The organism is Streptococcus parasanguinis (genome assembly GCF_016648855.1).
In the GTDB taxonomy this organism is placed as follows: Bacteria; Bacillota; Bacilli; order Lactobacillales; family Streptococcaceae; genus Streptococcus; species Streptococcus parasanguinis_L.
The window spans coordinates 64,221-83,509 of sequence record NZ_JACLQU010000002.1 but is presented as its reverse complement, the minus strand read 5'-3'; the positions used below and the strand labels follow the sequence as shown (position 1 = coordinate 83,509).

The 19,289-nt window shown below is 37.6% G+C and carries 13 protein-coding genes, 2 pseudogenes and 1 other annotated feature; of the genes and pseudogenes, 12 read left to right on the top strand and 3 right to left on the bottom strand.

Translation table 11 applies throughout. The features are described from left to right. The 8 genes and pseudogenes from H7T92_RS10385 to rplL form a co-directional block, all read left to right on the top strand. Positions 1-4,830: LPXTG cell wall anchor domain-containing protein (locus H7T92_RS10385; RefSeq protein ID WP_260314251.1), on the top strand; the 4,830-nt coding region annotated here is incomplete at its 5' end. A gap of 146 nt (positions 4,831-4,976) precedes the next feature. Continuing rightward, positions 4,977-5,486 (top strand): dihydrofolate reductase, encoded by a 510-nt coding sequence (locus tag H7T92_RS01775; RefSeq protein WP_049493015.1) that lies wholly within the window; start codon positions 4,977-4,979, stop codon positions 5,484-5,486. Between the two features lie 208 nt (positions 5,487-5,694). Next, a complete protein-coding gene (gene clpX, locus H7T92_RS01770) occupies positions 5,695-6,927 on the top strand; it encodes an ATP-dependent Clp protease ATP-binding subunit ClpX (protein ID WP_003001797.1) in 1,233 nt (410 codons plus the stop codon). A gap of 11 nt (positions 6,928-6,938) precedes the next feature. Beyond that, positions 6,939-7,541: a ribosome biogenesis GTP-binding protein YihA/YsxC gene (gene yihA / locus H7T92_RS01765; RefSeq protein ID WP_070662235.1), complete on the top strand. Its 603-nt coding sequence runs from the start codon at positions 6,939-6,941 to the stop codon at positions 7,539-7,541. A 149-nt stretch (positions 7,542-7,690) separates the two neighbouring features. Next, positions 7,691-8,395 carry a glucosaminidase domain-containing protein gene (locus H7T92_RS01760; RefSeq protein ID WP_024055610.1) on the top strand — a complete coding sequence of 235 codons (705 nt, stop codon included), beginning with the start codon at positions 7,691-7,693 and terminating at the stop codon, positions 8,393-8,395. Between the two features lie 161 nt (positions 8,396-8,556). Continuing rightward, positions 8,557-9,354 (top strand): annotated as a pseudogene (locus H7T92_RS01755) (formate/nitrite transporter family protein). Between the two features lie 61 nt (positions 9,355-9,415). Continuing rightward, positions 9,416-9,550, top strand: a sequence feature (ribosomal protein L10 leader region). 38 nt (positions 9,551-9,588) lie between these two features. After that, a complete protein-coding gene (gene rplJ, locus H7T92_RS01750) occupies positions 9,589-10,089 on the top strand; it encodes a 50S ribosomal protein L10 (RefSeq protein ID WP_003001722.1) in 501 nt (166 codons plus the stop codon). Positions 10,090-10,163: 74 nt separating this feature from the next. Beyond that, on the top strand, positions 10,164-10,532 hold the full coding sequence (rplL, locus tag H7T92_RS01745) for a 50S ribosomal protein L7/L12 (protein WP_003001622.1): 369 nt from the start codon (positions 10,164-10,166) through the stop codon (positions 10,530-10,532). A 204-nt stretch (positions 10,533-10,736) separates the two neighbouring features. Here the strand turns inward: rplL and H7T92_RS01740 are convergent, their stop codons facing one another. Both H7T92_RS01740 and H7T92_RS01735 read right to left on the bottom strand, forming a co-directional pair. Further along, on the bottom strand, positions 10,737-11,036 hold the full coding sequence (locus H7T92_RS01740) for a hypothetical protein (RefSeq protein WP_003004863.1): 300 nt from the start codon (positions 11,034-11,036) through the stop codon (positions 10,737-10,739). A 151-nt stretch (positions 11,037-11,187) separates the two neighbouring features. Next, positions 11,188-12,153, bottom strand: a complete 966-nt coding sequence (locus H7T92_RS01735) for a phage integrase N-terminal SAM-like domain-containing protein (protein WP_195189989.1) — start codon at positions 12,151-12,153, stop codon at positions 11,188-11,190. A 788-nt stretch (positions 12,154-12,941) separates the two neighbouring features. Between H7T92_RS01735 and H7T92_RS01730 the strand changes: the two genes are divergently transcribed. After that, entirely contained in the window at positions 12,942-13,361 is a 420-nt protein-coding gene (locus H7T92_RS01730) for a hypothetical protein (RefSeq protein WP_201036819.1), read from the top strand. Positions 13,362-13,431: 70 nt separating this feature from the next. On the opposite strand, the gene H7T92_RS01725 is transcribed toward H7T92_RS01730, so the two are convergent. Then, positions 13,432-13,758: a helix-turn-helix domain-containing protein gene (locus H7T92_RS01725; RefSeq protein ID WP_201036818.1), complete on the bottom strand. Its 327-nt coding sequence runs from the start codon at positions 13,756-13,758 to the stop codon at positions 13,432-13,434. A 160-nt stretch (positions 13,759-13,918) separates the two neighbouring features. On the opposite strand from H7T92_RS01725, the gene H7T92_RS01720 reads away from it, so the two are divergent. From H7T92_RS01720 to H7T92_RS01710, 3 genes and pseudogenes are all read left to right on the top strand, one after another. Further along, positions 13,919-17,758, top strand: a complete 3,840-nt coding sequence (locus H7T92_RS01720) for an SEC10/PgrA surface exclusion domain-containing protein (protein ID WP_201036817.1) — start codon at positions 13,919-13,921, stop codon at positions 17,756-17,758. Between the two features lie 141 nt (positions 17,759-17,899). After that, the gene (locus tag H7T92_RS01715) at positions 17,900-18,271 is read left to right on the top strand and encodes a hypothetical protein (protein ID WP_003004846.1); all 372 of its coding nucleotides are present in this window, start codon (positions 17,900-17,902) and stop codon (positions 18,269-18,271) included. Between the two features lie 207 nt (positions 18,272-18,478). After that, a pseudogene (locus H7T92_RS01710) lies at positions 18,479-19,236 on the top strand (IS30 family transposase). Positions 19,237-19,289: the final 53 nt, after the last annotated feature.

Below are 19,289 nucleotides of genomic sequence, written 5' to 3'. Positions count from 1 at the left end.
CGTGTGCCAATGAACGATGATGTTCCAGCAACATTTGACGATGGTTCAACGACTAAGACTGTAGACGGTGTTGGTACCTACACAGTAGCAGCAGACGGTACTGTTACATTTGTACCAGAAAAATCATTCACAGGTAAAGCGCCAGCAGTGACGGTTGTTCGTGAAGATAAGAACGGAACTAAAGCCTCTGCGACTTATACACCAACTGTGACTCCAGTCACACCGACAGCTACACCAGTTGAAACAACAGGTAAACAAGGTCAAACCCAAACAGGTAAGCCTGAATTTACTGAAGGCGATAGCCGTGTGCCAATGAACGATGATGTTCCAGCAACATTTGACGATGGTTCAACGACTAAGACTGTAGACGGTGTTGGTACTTACACAGTAGCAGCAGACGGAACTGTAACCTTTGTGCCTGAAAAATCATTCACAGGTAAAGCACCAGCCGTAACGGTTGTTCGTGAAGATAAGAACGGAACCAAAGCTTCTGCAACTTACACACCAACCGTAACTCCAGTAACTCCAACTGCAACACCAGCTGAATCTACTGGACCTCAAGGTTTGGTTCAAACTGGAACTGTAACCTTTACTGAAGGTGATGAAGTAGCGCCAATCGACAAGAATACCATTACTCTTCTTGATGAAAATGGTCAACCAGCCGCATCAGTAGAAGCGAAATCACCAGCAGGTGATGTAATCGGTACATACACAGTTGATAAAGACACGGGTGTAGTTACTTTCACACCAACAGATAAATCTTATTCAGGTGATGTAGTTCCAGTTAAGGTTCAAGCAGCTGATACTAATGGAACAACAGTAGAAACAACTTACACACCGAAGATTACTCCAGTTGTCCCAACTTCTGAAGATGCAACATCGACAGATATCCAAGGTCAAACACAATCTGGTAAACCAACCTTCACCGAAGGAAATCCAAATGTTCCAATCGATGAAGATACTCCAGCTACCTTCGAAGATGGCTCAACTACGAAGACTGTCGATGGTGAAGGAACTTACACAGTTGCTCCAGATGGAACAGTAACCTTCGTTCCTGAAAAATCATTCACTGGAACCGCTTCAGGTGTAACAGTGAAACGCGTGGATAAGAACGGTACTGAAATCACAGCGAAGTACACACCAACTGTGACACCAGTAACACCAACTGCAACACCAGTTGAAACGACAGATATCCAAGGTGCTACACAAACTGGTAAACCTGTATTTACTGAAGGCGATAGCCGTGTGCCAATGAACGATGATGTTCCAGCAACATTTGACGATGGCTCAACGACTAAGACTGTAGACGGTGTTGGTACTTACACAGTAGCAGCAGACGGTACTGTTACATTTGTACCAGAAAAATCATTCGTCGGAACTGCACCAGCTGTAACAGTGGTTCGTGAAGATAAGAACGGAACAAAAGCTTCTGCAACTTATACACCAACCGTAACACCAGTAACACCAACTGCAGAAGATACAACATCTACTGACAAACAAGGTCAAACTCAAACAGGTACACCAACCTTCACACCAGGTAATCCAAATGTTCCAATGGATGATGATACACCTGCAACATTTGAAGATGGCTCAACTACGAAGACCGTTCCTGGTGAAGGAACTTACACAGTAGCTCCAGACGGAACTGTAACATTTGTTCCAGAAAAATCATTCACTGGAGAAGGTACAGGCGTAACGGTTAAACGTGTCGATAAGAACGGTACTCCAGTTACTGCTAAGTACACACCAACTGTGACACCAGTAACCCCAACAGCAACTCCAGCTGAATCAGAAGCACCTCAAGGTGTGGTTCAAACTGGAACTGTGACCTTCACCGAAGGTGACCCAGTTGCACCAATTGACAAAGATACTATTACTCTTCTTGATAAAAATGGTCAACCAGCAGAATCTGTAGTTGCTAAATCACCAGAAGGTAAAGAAATCGGTACTTTCACTGTTGATAAAGAAACAGGCCTTGTAACCTTCACACCAACTGATAAATCTTACTCAGGTGATGTGGTTCCAGTTAAGGTTCAAGGTAAAGATACAAACGGAACAGTTGCTGAAACAACTTACACACCGAAGATCACTCCAGTTGTCCCAACTGCTGAACCTGCAACATCTACAGATATCCAAGGTAAAACACAAACAGGTACACCAAGCTTCACACCTGGTAACCCTGCAATCCCAATGGATGATGATGTGCCAGCAACCTTTGAAGATGGTTCAACTACGAAGACCATTCCAGGGGAAGGAACTTACACAGTTGCTCCAGATGGAACTGTAACCTTCGTACCAGAAAAAACATTCACAGGAACAGGTACAGGCGTAACAGTGAAACGTGTTGATAAGAACGGTACACCAGTTACTGCAACCTACACACCAACTGTAACACCAGTAACCCCAACTGCTGAGCCAGCGACTTCAACTAACAAGCAAGGTCAAACCCAAACAGGTAAACCAACCTTCACAGCTGGTCACGAAAATGTTCCTATGAACGCTGCAGTTCCTGCAACCTTTGAAGATGGTTCAACTACTAAGGAAATTCCGACTGTTGGTATCTACACAGTAGCAGCTGATGGAACTGTGACCTTCAGACCAGACCCACGCTTTGTTGGTGAAGCACCAGCAGTGACAGTGGTTCGTGAAGATAAGAACGGAACCAAAGCTTCTGCAACTTACACACCAACTGTAACTCCAATTACTCCAACAGCAGAACCAGCTAAATCAGAAGCACCTCAAGGAATTGTTCAAACAGGCAAACCAACCTTCACAGAAGGGGACCCAATTGCCCCAATGAACCCTTCAACCTTGAAACTTTACGATGATTCTGGTAACCCAACTGATCAATTGGATGCCTTCTCACCTGCAGGAGATATCATCGGTATCTTCACAGTAGATAAAGAGAAAGGTGAAGTGATCTTCACTCCAACTAACAAAGCTTACTCAGGTGAAGTTCTTCCTGTAGGCGTTTCAATGGAAGATGCAAATGGTACCTATGCACGTACAACGTACACACCATTCATCACTCCGGTAGTTCCAACAGCTGAACCAGCTACATCAACTGATATCCAAGGTGCAACTCAAACAGGCAAACCAAGCTTCACTGAAGGAAATCCTGCAGTACCAATGGATAATGATGTACCTGCAACATTTGTTGATGGCTCAACTACTAAGGTTGTTCCAGGTGAAGGTACATACACAGTTGCTCCAGACGGAACTGTAACCTATGTACCAGAGAAATCATTTGTCGGAACTGTAGCAGGTATCGTGGTGCAACGCCAAGATAAGAATGGTACAGTTGTGAAAGCTATGTACACACCAACTGTAACGCCAGTAACACCAACTGGTACTCCAGCAGTATCTACTGATGTACAAGGTGCTACACAAACAGGTAAACCAAGCTTCACAGAAGGTGACAGCCGTGTGCCGATGAACGATAAAGTTCCAGCAACATTTGACGATGGTTCAACTACGAAGACAGTTGAAGGTGTTGGTACTTACACAGTAGCAGCAGACGGAACAGTTACATTCGTACCAGAAAAATCATTCGTCGGAACTGCACCAGCAGTGACAGTGGTTCGTGAAGATGTGAACGGAACAAAAGCTTCTGCAACATACACACCAACTGTAACTCCTGTGACTCCAACAGCAGAACCTGCAACTTCTAAAGACATCCAAGGTCAAACTCAAACTGGTAAACCAACCTTCACACCTGGTAACCCAAGTGTGCCAATGGATGATGAAGTTCCAGCAACCTTTGAAGATGGCTCAACAACTAAGGTTATTCCAGGTGAAGGAACTTACACAGTTGCTCCAGACGGAACAGTAACCTTCGTACCAGAGAAATCATTCACAGGAACAGGTACAGGCGTAACAGTGAAACGTGTTGATAAGAACGGTACTCCAGTTACTGCAACATACACACCAACTGTAACACCAGTTGCACCAACAGCAGAACCAGTTACTTCAATTGGTAAGAAGGGACAAACCCAAACAGGTAAACCAGTCTTCACAGAAGGTGATAGCCGTGTTCCAATGAACGACAAGGTTCCAGCAACCTTTGATGATGGTTCAACTACGAAGACAATTCCAGGTGTTGGTACTTACACAGTGGCAGCAGATGGAACTGTAACCTTCACTCCAGAACCTGAATTTACTGGTACTGCACCAGCAGTGACAGTGGTTCGTGAAGATGTGAACGGAACAAAAGCTTTTGCAACATACACACCAACTGTTCTTCCAATCACTAAATTTGTTGATAAAGAAGGTAAGGAAATCCCAGGATACCCTACAGTTGATGGAGAAGAGCCAAAAGCTGAAATTCCAGGTTACCGCTTTGTGGAAACGAAGAAATTGCCAAATGGTGATACTGAACACGTCTATGAAAAAGTTACAACTTCATACGTAGACGAAAATGGTAATCCTATCCCAGGTAACCCTACAGAAGATGGGGAACAACCGAAGAAAGATATCCCAGGTTATGACTTCGTGAAGACTGTTGTAGATAAAGATGGAAATACACAACATATCTACAAGAAGACTGTGACACCAACTCCAACGCCGGATCCAACTCCGACACCAGAGCCACAACCACAGCCTACTCCACAACCGCAACCACAACCGCAACCACAACCAAAACCAGAAGAGCGAACGATTCCTGTCGTTCCAGAAACGAAAGAAGAAGTGAAGTATATCGATCCACAAAATCCTACTGCACAACTTCCAAATACAGGAACAAAAGAATCTTCTACTGCTGGTCTTGCAATCTTTAGTGCTTTAGCAGGTCTCTCATTGTTTGGATTTGCAAAACGCAATAAAGAAGACTAAGCTAACTTGTGGCTAAGAAAAACCGCGAAAATTTCGCGGTTTTTTCTGTTTGTATTTGAAAAAATATCCTCCAAACTAGATAGTTGAAATCAGTCTTTTATAAGAAAATTTGATAAAATAGAAGTATCAGTGTAAAGGACGAGAGAATGAAAAAGATTATTGGTATCTGGGCTCAAACTGAAAATGGCATTATTGGAAAGGACCAAGTCATGCCTTGGCATCTGCCAGCTGAGCTTCAGCATTTCAAAGAAACGACCATGGGACAAGCAATTCTTATGGGAAGAGTGACCTTTGATGGTATGAAAAAACGGGTTCTACCAGGTCGGACTAGCATTATCTTAACGCAAGATCAGACTTATGATCCTGAAAATGATGCTGTACTCGTCATGCACAGCAAGGAAGAAGTCTTAGAGTGGTATCAGAACCAAGAGAAGAATCTTTACATTATTGGGGGGAGTCAGATTTTAAGACTTTTCTCTGATCAGTTAGAAGAGTTGATCCAGACCATGATTCATGCAGATATTGATGGAGATGCTTTGGCACCAAAATTTGAAGAGAGTCACTATGAAAGAGTCCGTCAAGTTCCCCATCTGAAAGATGAGAAAAATCCATATGATTTTACGGTCAACTATTATAAGAGAAAGGATTTAGACTAATGGAGCGAAGTGTCTTTGGTTTTTTTACAGCTGTCCTATGTGTCATCTGTTTGATTTGCGCCTTACAAACCTTTCGTAAAAAACGGTTCGGCCTCGCTATTTTATTCTTACTAAATGCTTTTACCAATCTTGTGAATTCTATTCACGCCTTTTACATGACCTTATTTTAAACTAAATACAAACAGAAAGTGACAGAAAGAGGAAATACATGCCAACGAATCAAAACAATGATATGATGGTTTATTGCTCATTTTGCGGAAAGAGTCAAGATGAAGTCCAAAAAATCATTGCAGGAAACAATGCGTTTATCTGTAATGAATGTGTAGAGTTAGCTCAAGAAATCATCCGCGAGGAGCTTGCTGAAGAAGTACTTGCTGACCTTAGTGAGGTTCCAAAACCAATCGAATTGCTCAATATTTTGAACCACTACGTCATCGGTCAAGATCGGGCTAAACGTGCCCTTGCAGTAGCGGTATACAACCACTACAAACGCATTAACTTTCACGATACACGCGAAGATGAGACGGATGTTGAATTGCAAAAATCAAACATCCTCATGATTGGACCTACTGGTTCAGGAAAGACCTTCTTGGCCCAAACCTTGGCTCGTAGCCTGAATGTTCCATTTGCTATTGCAGATGCAACAGCCTTAACTGAAGCCGGTTATGTGGGTGAAGACGTTGAAAATATTCTCTTAAAACTTCTTCAGGCAGCAGATTTCAATATTGAGCGTGCAGAACGTGGCATTATTTATGTCGATGAAATCGATAAGATTGCTAAGAAAAGTGAAAATGTCTCTATTACTCGTGACGTTTCCGGTGAAGGAGTGCAACAAGCACTCTTGAAAATTATCGAAGGAACTGTTGCTAGTGTACCACCACAAGGGGGACGTAAACACCCTCAACAAGAGATGATCCAAGTGGATACCAAGAATATTCTATTCATCGTAGGTGGGGCTTTTGACGGGATCGAAGAAATTGTTAAGCAACGTCTTGGTGAAAAAGTCATCGGTTTCGGTAAAAACAATAAAGCCATTGATGAATCCAGCTCTTACATGCAAGAAATTGTTGCAGAAGATATTCAAAAATTCGGGATTATCCCTGAATTGATCGGACGTCTTCCAGTCTTTGCTGCTCTTGAACAATTAACAGTTGACGACCTTGTCCGTATCTTGAAAGAGCCACGCAATGCCTTGGTAAAACAATACCAAACCTTGCTCTCTTATGATAATGTTGAATTGGAATTTGATGATGAAGCTCTTCAAGAGATTGCCAATAAAGCCATCGAAAGAAAAACAGGAGCTCGTGGTCTTCGCTCGATTATCGAAGAAACGATGATGGATGTCATGTTTGAAATTCCAAGTCAAGAAGATGTCAAACTTGTCCGAATCACAAAAGAAGCTGTAGATGGAACTGAAAAACCAATTCTTGAAACAGCCTAGAAAGATAAAATATGGAAATTAACACACATAATGCGGATATCCTCTTAAGCGCTGCGAATAAGAGTCATTATCCTCAAGATGAGATTCCAGAAGTTGCACTTGCCGGTCGATCAAATGTCGGCAAGTCTTCTTTTATTAATACTCTCTTAAATCGAAAGAACCTGGCCAGAACATCTGGGAAACCAGGAAAAACCCAATTGCTAAATTTCTTCAATATCGATGATAAACTCCGTTTGGTTGACGTACCAGGTTATGGCTATGCACGTGTCTCTAAAAAAGAGCGCGAGAAGTGGGGACGGATGATTGAAGAATACCTCACCAGTCGTGAGAACTTAAAAGCAGTGGTTAGTCTAGTCGATTTTCGTCATGAACCTTCTGCAGATGATGTTCAGATGTATGAATTCTTAAAATATTATGAGATCCCTGTGATCTTAGTAGCGACCAAGGCAGATAAGATTCCACGTGGAAAATGGAACAAACATGAATCTATCATTAAGAAAAAACTGGATTTTGATCCAGCAGATACTTTTATTGTCTTTTCTTCGGTAACCAAGGAAGGACTAGAGAAGTCATGGGATGCTATTTTGGAAAATGCGTTTTACGAAATAAATTGAAATGACATAAAAATGTCATTTTTGTTTTGGATATATCTCGCAATTGTAATACAAGTGTAATATAAGTGGCTTTGTTTTCTTCTATTTATATGGTATAATCTCTATAAAGATAAAAGATGATAAAAAATTTATTGGAGATAAATTGTATTATGAAAAAGAAAATACGGAATAAAACGAAATTATTTGGTTTGTTCGTTTCTGTATTAGCAGTGGGGACATTTGCTGCTGCTATGAGCGAGCACGTAACATCAGTTGGTGCTAATGATGGAACTTACCAAGCATACTCAGACCCAACTGAAGCTTTCATCTCACAAATTGGTGAGTCAGCTCGTCAGCTTGGTCAAGAGAATGATCTTTATGCTTCCGTTATGATTGCACAAGCGATCTTGGAAAGTGGATCAGGACAGTCTGGTTTGGCTTCTTATCCACATTACAACCTTTTTGGAATTAAAGGAAGTTATGCTGGGCAATCTGCAGTGATGCAAACTTGGGAAGATGATGGTGCTGGAAACGCGTATACGATTAATGATGCTTTCCGTTCATACCCATCTTACTATGAATCATTGCAAGACTATGTAGCAGTTTTGAAACAGGGACATTTTGCAGGTGCTTGGAAGAGTAACACATCAAGTTATCAAGACGCAACAGCAGCTTTGACAGGTGTTTATGCAACAGATACTAGCTACTACGCAAAGCTCAATAATATCATTGAAACCTATAATTTGACTCAATATGATTCACCAAATGTTCAGGGTGGTATCACTGGTTCGGTATACAATCCATATCGTCAACAGTTCACTTCGCAAGAAATCTTGAATTTGGATATCGCTTGGGCGAACCGTTTAAACTATTAAAAAAGAAAAGCAGGCAAATGCCTGTTTTTTTTTATTATTTCTTTGTGTATGATTTAAAACGTATATATTGTGAATTTAAGAATTCTTCCTGAAAACCTTTTCAAACTTTTTTGTCTATGATATAATGAGTTTATTCACAAACATTATATAAGGAGAATAGTATGTCTGAATCTAATTTTATTCAAAAAGTGGGAGCGGCGTGTAATAAGAAAGAGGACCTTTATCAGAAATCTAAGACTCGCTATGCAGTTCGCTCTATTTTTGCAGGAGGATTTCTTACTTTAAGTACGGCGGTCTGAGCAGTTGCAGCTGACTTATTAAATAGCTTTGTACCTGGAACGGGTCGTTTCCTATTTCCATTCATCTTTGCCTGGGGGTTGGTTTACCTCTTATTCTTAAATGCGGAATTAACTACCTCAAATATGATGTATTTGACGGCGGGAACCTATCTAAAGAAAATTCACTGGAAGAAAGCTTTGGAGATTTTACTTTATTGTACCTTCTTTAATTTAATTGGTGCTTTAATCGTAGCTTTTCTTTTCAATCAAACCACAGCCTTTGCTCATATCGATCCAAAAGGATTCCTAGCTACGGTGGCAGAAAATAAACTCCAACGAAGCAATCAAGTGGTTTTCTTTGAAGGGGTTATTGCCAATATCTTTGTAAATATTGCTATTCTTTCTTATTTATATTTCAAAGATGAAACAGCCAAGGTGCTCTTAGCCCTCTCTGCTATTTATATGTTTGTCTTTATGACCAATGAACACTTGGCTGCAAACTTTGCTTCCTTCTCATTATTGAGCTTTAATTCAGTATCTAGCCAATTACCGCATTTTGAGTTTTTAAATATTTTACGACATTATTGCGTGACTTTCTTTGCCAACTGGGTAGGAGGAGGAGTTCTAATGGGACTAGCCTATGCTTGGTTGAATAATATCAAGAGTCTTTATAACGATTAAAAAATATAAAAAAAGTTTGCAAAAGTACTTGCATTCTTTTTTTATATATGATAAACTAATCTACGGTTTGAAAAAACTGCCTAAGACAGTAGGGGAGCTCGACTCATAAAGATCCTACCGAGGACAAAACGTATCAATTAAAAGAAGCGTATTGTACTTTCGTGTCTAGGTTTGGGCGCGTTTTTCTTTTGGAAAAATTCCCCAAGCAAAATAATTACGGAGGTGAACACACTAATGAGTGAAGCAATTATTGCTAAAAAAGCGGAACTTGTTGACGTGGTAGCTGAAAAAATGAAAGCTGCTGCATCAATCGTCGTTGTAGATTCTCGCGGTTTGACAGTTGAGCAAGATACAGTTCTCCGTCGCAACCTTCGCGGAAGCGAAGTTGAGTTTAAAGTTATCAAAAACTCAATCTTGCGTCGTGCAGCTGAAAAAGCTGGTCTTGAAGATCTTGCATCTGTATTCGTTGGACCTTCTGCAGTAGCATTTTCTAACGAAGATGTTATCGCACCTGCGAAAATCTTGAACGATTTTGCAAAAGACGCTGAAGCACTTGAAATCAAAGGTGGTGCAATCGAAGGCGCTGTCGCATCTAAAGAAGAGATTCTTGCACTTGCAACTCTTCCAAACCGCGAAGGACTTCTTTCTATGCTCCTTTCTGTACTTCAAGCGCCAGTGCGCAACGTTGCTCTTGCAGTCAAAGCGGTTGCAGACAACAAAGAAGACGCAGCTTAATCTTAAGCTACGCAGCGTAGCCTAGCTACAAAAAATAAAAACATAAAATTAAAACTTATTTGGAGGAAATAACAATGGCATTGAACATTGAAAACATTATTGCTGAAATTAAAGAAGCTTCAATCCTTGAATTGAACGACCTTGTAAAAGCTATCGAAGAAGAATTTGGTGTAACTGCAGCTGCTCCTGTAGCTGTTGCTGCAGCTGGTGCTGCTGACGCAGGTGCTGCTAAAGATTCATTCGATATCGAATTGACATCTGCAGGCGACAAGAAAGTCGGCGTTATCAAAGTTGTGCGTGAAATCACTGGTCTTGGTCTTAAAGAAGCTAAAGAACTTGTTGATGGTGCACCTGGTGTCATCAAAGAAGGTGTTGCAGCTGCTGAAGCTGAAGAAATCAAAGGTAAATTGGAAGAAGCTGGAGCTTCAGTTACTCTTAAATAATGGAGTAACGCAAATTGAATGCGAAAGCCTAGTATATTAAGGTTAAGAATTGCTTAAGGTGATTTAAATCTTAAAGAGGGGAGTTATTTCCCACCAAATCCCCGCCAAGTTAGATCTTGGCGGGGATTTTTTTCTACAACAAAATAGACTATATAATTCCTTTGTTAGTTTTACCTTATGCAGAAAGCATGGTGATGTTTTAAACTAAATCCAATCATCGCCTTCAACTGGTGCATATGCCCACCACACCCAAGCTAAACCAAGATCAGTAGCTTGAATAATACTATTTCGCATAGTAATTAAATTATGATAAAGTGCAAAATCAATGTATTCATCTAACTGATTTCTTTTATCAGCATAGCCTTCTTCAATTAATTTTGAGATTGATTCAGGTGAACTAACGTATTCTAAAAAGCTAGTGAAATAGGTATCTGTTATTAATTTTTCACGAATTTCAAAATTTGAACCTTTGAATTCTCTTTGTAACTGATTTTTAATTGACATCTTTTTCTCCTTTAAATTTATACCATGTCTGTAAAATGTGTTAAAACTATTAGCCATACAACAACCCATATTTTAAGTATGCCATAAAAACGCTGAAAAACTGTTTTTTTCCGTTTTTTTTTCTTTATTTTTTAGTAGAAAATGAGAAACATTAAAGAATATAGTTCGTCACTGTAACAGATAGACGCCAATGGGAAAGATGGAAGACCGAGACCGCCATCAAGGCTAAACGATTATATTTTGTAGGCATGGCTGAATTTAAGGCTTTTTTATAGTTTGATCCACGAATTTTATAGGGTTCATCTCTTAGTTCATTAATGAAGGTTTTTTTTTGTTTCTCAAATTTCTTTAATGATTTATTTCTTAAATTTTGGTGGCCAACTTCCCAACGTTCTATTAAAAAATTTTTTAAATTCACCTTGAAATTAGGATTATCTTGGAGTTTCTTCAAGTAGAAGTAATAACACTCTCTTGCATGTTGGGCTCGCATCCCATGTAGATTGATTAGATTATTCATTTCCACATCTGTAAAGATATAATCATCCTCTTGTTTATTTTTAAAGGTATCGAGGACTACTGGAACATCCTGAGGAAGAATAAGTTGAGGTTGAAATTTTCCTCCCTTCCCACGCTGAACTAAAACATAGTAATTTCCATTATTATCTTTTCGAATATCTTTTCCTTTTAATTTTTTTAATTCGGATCTACGAATCCCAACTGCCCTCTGAAAATTAACCAGCCGAGAGAAGCGAGAGTCTGTTTCTTGATGTTTACCTTGTGAGTTTTTTGATTTTACACGACCTCGGATAATTTTGTCACTAGAACGCTTGTCTTTTCTAATACGATTCATGTTGATATCAACTGATTTACAAACAGGTGCTAAATAAGTATGAATGGTAGCAACAGAGTATTGTTTTGGATCATCGTTTAGATCTAGTTGATATAATTGAATCACTTCTTCTGTAATATCTGAAATTTTCTTAATATTGTGTTCTTTAGCCCACTTTGTGAATCGAGTAATTGCTCTTTTATAGCTTGTCCTCGTTCGATTGTTTGTGATATTTTTTGAAGCTGCAATAAATAAATCGTGCTTGAGAGAATTCCTTTTTCTTGGCATTATACATTCCTTTCTAAAATAATTACATATTATTGTTAAACTGCCTCCCACCCTTTTTTTAAAAGCTGGGTATGCTTTTGATACTTCCCATCGAGGCTAACTCTTGAAGTTTAATGTTTGCGATAGATTTTCAGTACTCACCGTGATCTATGTTTGGAAGGATCATAAAGGTGTCATTGCTTATTCGAGCTTATAAAACTTTTCTATTTTACTTTTTTTATTACATTATTTTTTTACTTTGCTAAACTAGTTATTTTTTTAGTATTTACTTTCATTTTTACTTTTTTATTTTACCTTAAACACGTTTTTCTTTACTTTTTTATCTACTAAATGGTTATTCTTTACTTCATGTTATTCAGTAGAGAATAACCATTTAGATTTTCTTTCTTTTTTTCTTAGTTTTTTCCTTTGCAATGACTAGCATATGAGAAATAAGTATGTTAACCGTGTCCGGTAACAAACTTTCTCCCATATGACTAATGGCTCTACTTATTCAATTCAATTTAATTTATAATAATAGTATGCCATATTTTTATAAAAATAAAGATAAAAGAAAAAACATCGTTATTTTAGGAATGGAAATGTTGTTTTTATTTTTACAAAAAAATGGCATAATAATAGTATAGAAAAAAAAGGCAGTGGTGAACTGTCTTTTTTTTGTTTCTTAAAAAAAGGGGGTAGCAGATGCTCAAGAACAATCGTTTAATAATAATATTAAAAAGAGTAAGGCCACCGTGAAAATTCACGAATGAAAAATATTTTTTTAATAATAATCGGAGGAAAACAAAATGAAAACATATAAAAAGTATGTAGTTTTTTCAACTCAACAATATATTTCAGAATTAATTAATTACAATGAAGAAGTCAATATTAGAATGTTTTATTCAACATTTGAAGAGGATCAGTATATCTCAATCTTGAATGACCAAGATCAAGAAGTGTCATTCAATTTTGTAAATGATAGCATTGAAATTGAATTGATTGATCCATTGTGTGAGAAAATTTTGATTACATTTGATACTGTAGAACAGACAGCCAAAGTTCATCAAGTAATTAATTTTCTTTTAGATTTGTTTTTTAAATTCAATTGGCATGAATCAGTTGCAGCGTTATCAGTTGCAGATTTCTGGGAATTGATCAAGAATTACGAGGTAGACATGCTCGATATGACGTTTGGTTACCCAAGAATCGCAGGCTCCAATAGCTAATAGCCATATTTTTACGTACAAAAAGAGTGGGAAAGGAATAGTTTTTATACTTATCCTTTTCCACTCTTTTTTATTTTGTCTCGTTAATAATTGTATTAATAGCTGAAATGACTTTACTTTGCTTGTACTCTGGTAAAGATTTAATAGTGTCAATAAGCTGTGCTAAGTCAGTACTTTCTTCTTTAAGTGTTAAATCAAAAAAAGTTTGCAAATCAACATTTAATGCTTCAATAATTTTCTCAAGCGTACTAATTTTTATATTGGGCTCTAAATTTTCCAGCTTATAGGCATAATTGGTACCAAGATCTGCTTTTTCTTCTAATTGTTCCTGTGTCATTCCTGACTGTGTCCGCAGAATCCGTATTCTTTTACTTATATACTTTTGTAATTCTGACATTGCTCACCTCTTAAGACTATTTTACAGTCTTAGAAGGTTATATTCTAGTTCTTAAAAGGTTGGTTACAACTTTACAAAGTTGATAAAATGTAGTATAATTCGGGTGTTTATAATTATATAGTGATAATTTGCTCAATACTCTATCATAAAGGTGGGAATTATGAAAAAGAAAACGATCAAAGCAACTGTATCTGCAGTATCAATAGCTACAGCTTTTGCGGGAATTTCTGTTGTACAAGCGGATGAAGTAACTGCAACCCAGCCAAATGAGTCAACATTAAGTGTTGAATCTACGACTCCTTCGTCTACAAATATAAAACAAGTAGACGGAGTATTTGTTAATAATGGGGTTGCAACCGTAACGAAAACGCCAACTTCTGAAGTTGTAGAAGAAGCAAGAACAATCAAGGAAGAAACAGATCAATCGGTTTCAAATCAAGAAAGTGCATTAGAAAACGCTAAGGCTTCGGAAGCAACTGCTGCAACAAAAGTTACAGAGGCAAATGTTGACTTAAAGAATGCTGAGGCGAATAAAGAATCAGCTACGCCTGAAAAAATTGAAAAAACGAAGAATGAAATATCAGAAGTAAAAGCTGATATTAAGAAAAAGGAAACATCACAAAAAGATGCATCTGATAAAGTTCTAGAAGCTGAGGAAGAACGTAATCAGCAATCAGATGTTATTAATAAGGATCAATATAAAATTTCAGAGCAAGAAAAGAAAGTTTCGACAGCTGAGGAAGCAGTAGCAACTGCTCAAAAAAATCTTGATGGTACTGGAGCATCGGAAATCATTGCTGAAAGAGACAAAGCAAAACGTGATGTAGCTGAAAAAGAATTAGCAGAATCAGCAGCGAAAAAGGCTTTGGAAAATGCTATTAGCGAAGACAAAAATAAAGCTGAAGAACTCAGTAAAGCTTCTTCTGATGAAAAAACGCAACTTAGTGCTAGTCAAGTTTCTGCTAAACAATTAGCAGATGCTAAAAAGGTTGCAGATGAAGCAGCGAGTGCATTAGTGAAGGCTCAAAAAGAGAAAGAAACTGCTCAGAAAGTTTTAGACGGTACCGGCGTCGAAGAAATTGTAGCAGAACGTGATGCTGCTAAGGAAAATTTAGATGCTAAAGCAGCAACTGAAAATTCAGCCAAACAGGAACTTGATCGTGCCAAAGAAGCAGATAATAAAAAAGCTACTACACTAAAAAATGCAAAATCTGTTGAAGCAGATCAAATAAAGAAAAGCCAAGAAACGGAAGCAAACTTGTCATCAGCTGAGGAAAAACAAAAACAAGCACAAGAGAATTTAAAGAAAGCTCAAGAAAATAAGGTTTCAGCGCAAAGTAATCTTGATGCTTCTGAATCACAACTTACCCAAACAATCTCAAATCGTGATAGCAAAGCAAATGATTTAGTAAATAAACAAAATAGTAAGATTGGTGCAGAAGAAGAGCTCAAAACAGCTAAAGAAAATGATGCTAAGAAAGCTTCAGAAATTTCAGCCTTAACTACTAAGAAAAATCAAGAAGAGGCAAAAGTAAATGAAACTTCAAATGAACTAGCGAGTGCTACATCAGCAGCTCAGGCTGCAAAAGAGAATAAAGAGAAGGCTGATCAAGCGGTTGAAATGCTCAATAAACAAATTGCAGCAATTAAAAATCTCACTATTCCTCAATTGCCTCAGGATGTCATTGATGCCTACAAGGCTTATCTTTCCGATGACTCAGATGCAAATAAAAATGCATTAAACGACGTTATTCAAAAATGGTTCACCGGTAGTAAATATGATTTTGGAACTCCAGAAACAGAATATTCTCCCGAACACCAAAATATTGTTATCAAAGGTTGGCCAAACAAAAATATTGTATTACCCCTTGATGAATCTGTTGTCGATTTAGATAACCTAACCGAGAATCAAATTGAAGCTTTGAGTCAATATTATGTGCTTCTCGCAAATAATCTGCAAGACCAAGTCTGGGGAAGCCATGATTTTATAGTTACCAAAGAATCTGTTCAAGGTGTTAAAAATATCGCAAAAGCCTATGCTGATGAAAATAAACCCTACAGCTCAGGTCACAGTTATACTGCTTTGGCTAAAGACGGTTTAGATTCAATTGCATGGGCTGGAGAAAATATGAACTTCAACAACACTTTGCTTGGATACGGAGCTTACTACTCAGAGGCCAAAGAAACTCGTAAAGTAAGAATGTCTCAATTGTATCGTGAGGTATATGATGCGGTAATCAGCTTCATTACCAATGATATTCATGCAAGCTTCGGTCACATGAAGTTAATGATTGGAGAAAAAGCTCCTTCAAATATACAAGCAGTCGGGGTAGCAAATAGCCTAACACCTAGTGGTGTTGGTCGAATGCATTTTATCAAATTCAAAGGTCAATCTAGCCATTTCGAATACATCAAAGATGAACAAACAGGTGAGTATCACTCTAAGTTCATTGACGACTATTATGATAAAGGGATTGCTAAACCTCTAGCTACTCCATTTGATTCTTCAAAAATGGAGGATGAATTAACAACTGCAAAAGCTAAACAGACTGCAGCAAATACAGCAAATGATTCTGCACAGAAACGTTTGGAAAAAGCTAAATCAGAAAATGATTCAAGTACAAATGCTCTCAAAGAAACGACAGCAAAATTAGATGCTTTGAAAGCTACTCCTGACCAAACACCTGCAGCTACTACTAAATTGGAAACCGCTACACAAAATTATAATGAAGCACAAACCCAATTTAATAAGGCTCAAGATGCACTTGATCAATTAAATGCTGATATTCAAAGCAAGCGTCAAGCTTTAGCAAATGCAAAAGACAATTTAGACCAGGCTACAACAGCAGAAGTAAAAGCTACATCTGATCTTAAAAAAGCAAAACTAGAAAATCAAGATTCAAATGAAAATCTGAAACAAACTCAAAAACTTGTAGCAGAATTAATGTCAGTTCCTGATCAAACTCCAAGTGCACAGAAGAAATACGACAATGCGAAACAACAAAAAGAAGAAGCTGAAACAAGATATATCAAAGCCCAAACAGCTCTGGATAACTTAAATGCAGACCTTCAAGTTAAGCAAAAAGCATTAGAAACTGCAAAAGAGGAGCTTGAGAAAGCAAAAGCAACAGATAAGACTGCAAGAAACAATTTAGATGAAGTAACTAAAATTCATGAAAAACACTTGGCAGCCTTAAATACTACACGTAAAACGATTGCAAGATTAAACTCAATTTCAGATAAGACACCTCTTGCACAAAAGAATCTAGATGAAGCTTCTCAACAATTGGTTGCTGCCAAGACTCGTTATGCAAAAGCACAATCAGCAGTTGAAAATCTAAATGCAGACATTCAAACAAAACAAAAAGTTTTAGCAGATGCGCGTGCAGAATTGGATAAAGAACTTAAAGTACTTTCAGATCTTAAAGCTGCAAAAGCTACGGATGAAGCAGAACTCAGAAACCGTCAGAATAAAGTTGAAGAGTTAAAAGCTAAAGAAAGTCAAATTAAGGATGAAATTTCTAAATTAAATACTCACTTAGGTGCTTTAGAAACACTTTTAGATCATCTTGAAAATGCTGATGTATATTTGAAAAAAGCAAAAGAAGCATATGACAATGCAGTTGAAGAGCACCGTTTAGCACTTGAGAATGTAGCAAGAGAGGAAGCTAAACTTAAAACACTTCTACAAGATCAATTGTATGCAACTGCGCAATATGAAGCAGTTAGGGAAGCCTATTTAAATACTCGTACAAGACAAAGCGAAGTCTTTAACGATAAAGTAGATCACAAGATGATTTCTCTGAATCCTGCGTTAGAAAAGAGTATACCAGAAAGTACTTCTAATGAACGAGTATATAGCTATGCTGGAAATCAAGCTAAATATGGTGCAAATAGAGCCTTGCCTAATACAAGTTCAATTGAGAATTGGTTAGTATTTGCAATGGGAATTGTTCTTTGTAGTTTTGGTATTTCAGTATCACGGAAACATCGTAATTAATAAAGGTAGTTAAGTATTTCTTATTGTAGTAGTGAATAAAAGTTTATCATTCAAAATTTGATTTTTTACTAATGATTTTAGTGAAACTAGGTATATGAAAAAAATAATAAATATCTTTAGATATTTATAGGAGGAAAAATAATGAAAAAAATTATTGCTTTAGTTGTTTTAGTACTTGCGGTTGCCGGTGGGGTATTCTTTTTCTTGAATCAAAATTCAGGACCAGAGAAGCAAATTATTGGTACTTGGTATGATAGTAAACACGATTCAACTATCGTTTTCAATAGCGATAAAACACTAGAAGTAACAAATAATAAAGACGAATCTAGAGATGGTACTTGGAAAATCGCTGGGAAATACGTCAAATTAAAGGTTTCTAGTGCAGCGAGTGCTAAAGCTGAATTACCTGGAAAAGATGAAAAAGAAGTAAAATATTTAAAGATTCAATTTAATTCAATTGAAACTGTTAACAGTGATTTTCGAGTGGCAGACGGAACTTTTGAAAAACAGTAATATAATTTAAGTATCTATCTTAAATATAGTTAGAAGATAAATAATAAAAGGATTTGGAATTAATGTTATTGTTAACATGATTCTAAGTCTTTTTTATTGAGATTTTATCAAATGATAAATTGTAAAATATAGTGCAACAAAAAAACTCATAGCGTTTCATTGGTGTAAACTGTAAGTAACCGCACAAACAGAACCCGAGGAAAAACTATGAGCTACTCCCATCTTACCATAACCGACCGAATAAAGATAGAAACTTACTTGGATTTAGGTTTAAAATCTTGCCAAATTGCAAGTAAACTTGACTTTCATAAGTCTACCATTTCAAGAGAGTTAAGACGATGCCAAAATGGTTACTACGCCGTCTTAGCACAGGAACAGTACGACCACAGGGCTAAGCAAAAGGGTCGGAAGTCTTGTTTGACACCAAAGTTGAAAAAGGAAATTGAGAAGGGGTTAAAAGCCTCTTGGTCACCTGAACAGATTTGTGGTCGCTATCAGCTTGAACAAAAGCCAATGGTAGCTTTTAAAACCATCTATAACTGGCTCTATGCTGGTTTGATTGATCTGGATTTAAGCATCCTGCGCCGAAAGGGAAAAAGTCGACAGCCCAAAGAAACACGTGGGACATTTAGGATTGGCACGTCGATTGCCAAACGTCCTAAAGAGGTCAGGAATCGTGAGACTTTTGGCCACTGGGAGCTCGATACTGTGGTGTCTTCCAGAGGTAAAAGCAAGGACTGTTTAGCGACCTTTCTAGAGAGAAAAACGCGCTTTTACTTAGCTTTCATTCCACTTTATACTCCTGAGATGAATCCGATTGAGCAAGTCTGGGCAGAGATTCGGAAGCGAGGGTTCAAGAACAAGATGTTTAAAACTCTCAATGAAGTCATTGATAAGTTGCAAGAAGTGATTAGGAGCTTGCATTGGACAGTACTATTGTTCATAGAAGTTGGATTAGTTTTTGATTTTAGGTGAGTATGAATAATTGAAAAATAAAAGTCATAATGTTATAATTTGT

What these genes read in the sequence shown, in the direction of transcription:
- H7T92_RS01760 (WP_024055610.1), top strand. Translation starts at nt 7,691, where the DNA reads ATGAAAAAGAAAATACGGAATAAAACGAAATTATTTGGTTTGTTCGTT.
- yihA (WP_070662235.1), top strand. Translation starts at nt 6,939, where the DNA reads ATGGAAATTAACACACATAATGCGGATATCCTCTTAAGCGCTGCGAAT.
- H7T92_RS01730 (WP_201036819.1), top strand. Translation starts at nt 12,942, where the DNA reads ATGAAAACATATAAAAAGTATGTAGTTTTTTCAACTCAACAATATATT.
- H7T92_RS01735 (WP_195189989.1), bottom strand. Translation starts at nt 12,153, where the DNA reads ATGCCAAGAAAAAGGAATTCTCTCAAGCACGATTTATTTATTGCAGCT.
- H7T92_RS01725 (WP_201036818.1), bottom strand. Translation starts at nt 13,758, where the DNA reads ATGTCAGAATTACAAAAGTATATAAGTAAAAGAATACGGATTCTGCGG.
- rplL (WP_003001622.1), top strand. Translation starts at nt 10,164, where the DNA reads ATGGCATTGAACATTGAAAACATTATTGCTGAAATTAAAGAAGCTTCA.
- rplJ (WP_003001722.1), top strand. Translation starts at nt 9,589, where the DNA reads ATGAGTGAAGCAATTATTGCTAAAAAAGCGGAACTTGTTGACGTGGTA.
- H7T92_RS01720 (WP_201036817.1), top strand. Translation starts at nt 13,919, where the DNA reads ATGAAAAAGAAAACGATCAAAGCAACTGTATCTGCAGTATCAATAGCT.
- H7T92_RS01740 (WP_003004863.1), bottom strand. Translation starts at nt 11,036, where the DNA reads ATGTCAATTAAAAATCAGTTACAAAGAGAATTCAAAGGTTCAAATTTT.
- clpX (WP_003001797.1), top strand. Translation starts at nt 5,695, where the DNA reads ATGCCAACGAATCAAAACAATGATATGATGGTTTATTGCTCATTTTGC.
- H7T92_RS01775 (WP_049493015.1), top strand. Translation starts at nt 4,977, where the DNA reads ATGAAAAAGATTATTGGTATCTGGGCTCAAACTGAAAATGGCATTATT.
- H7T92_RS01715 (WP_003004846.1), top strand. Translation starts at nt 17,900, where the DNA reads ATGAAAAAAATTATTGCTTTAGTTGTTTTAGTACTTGCGGTTGCCGGT.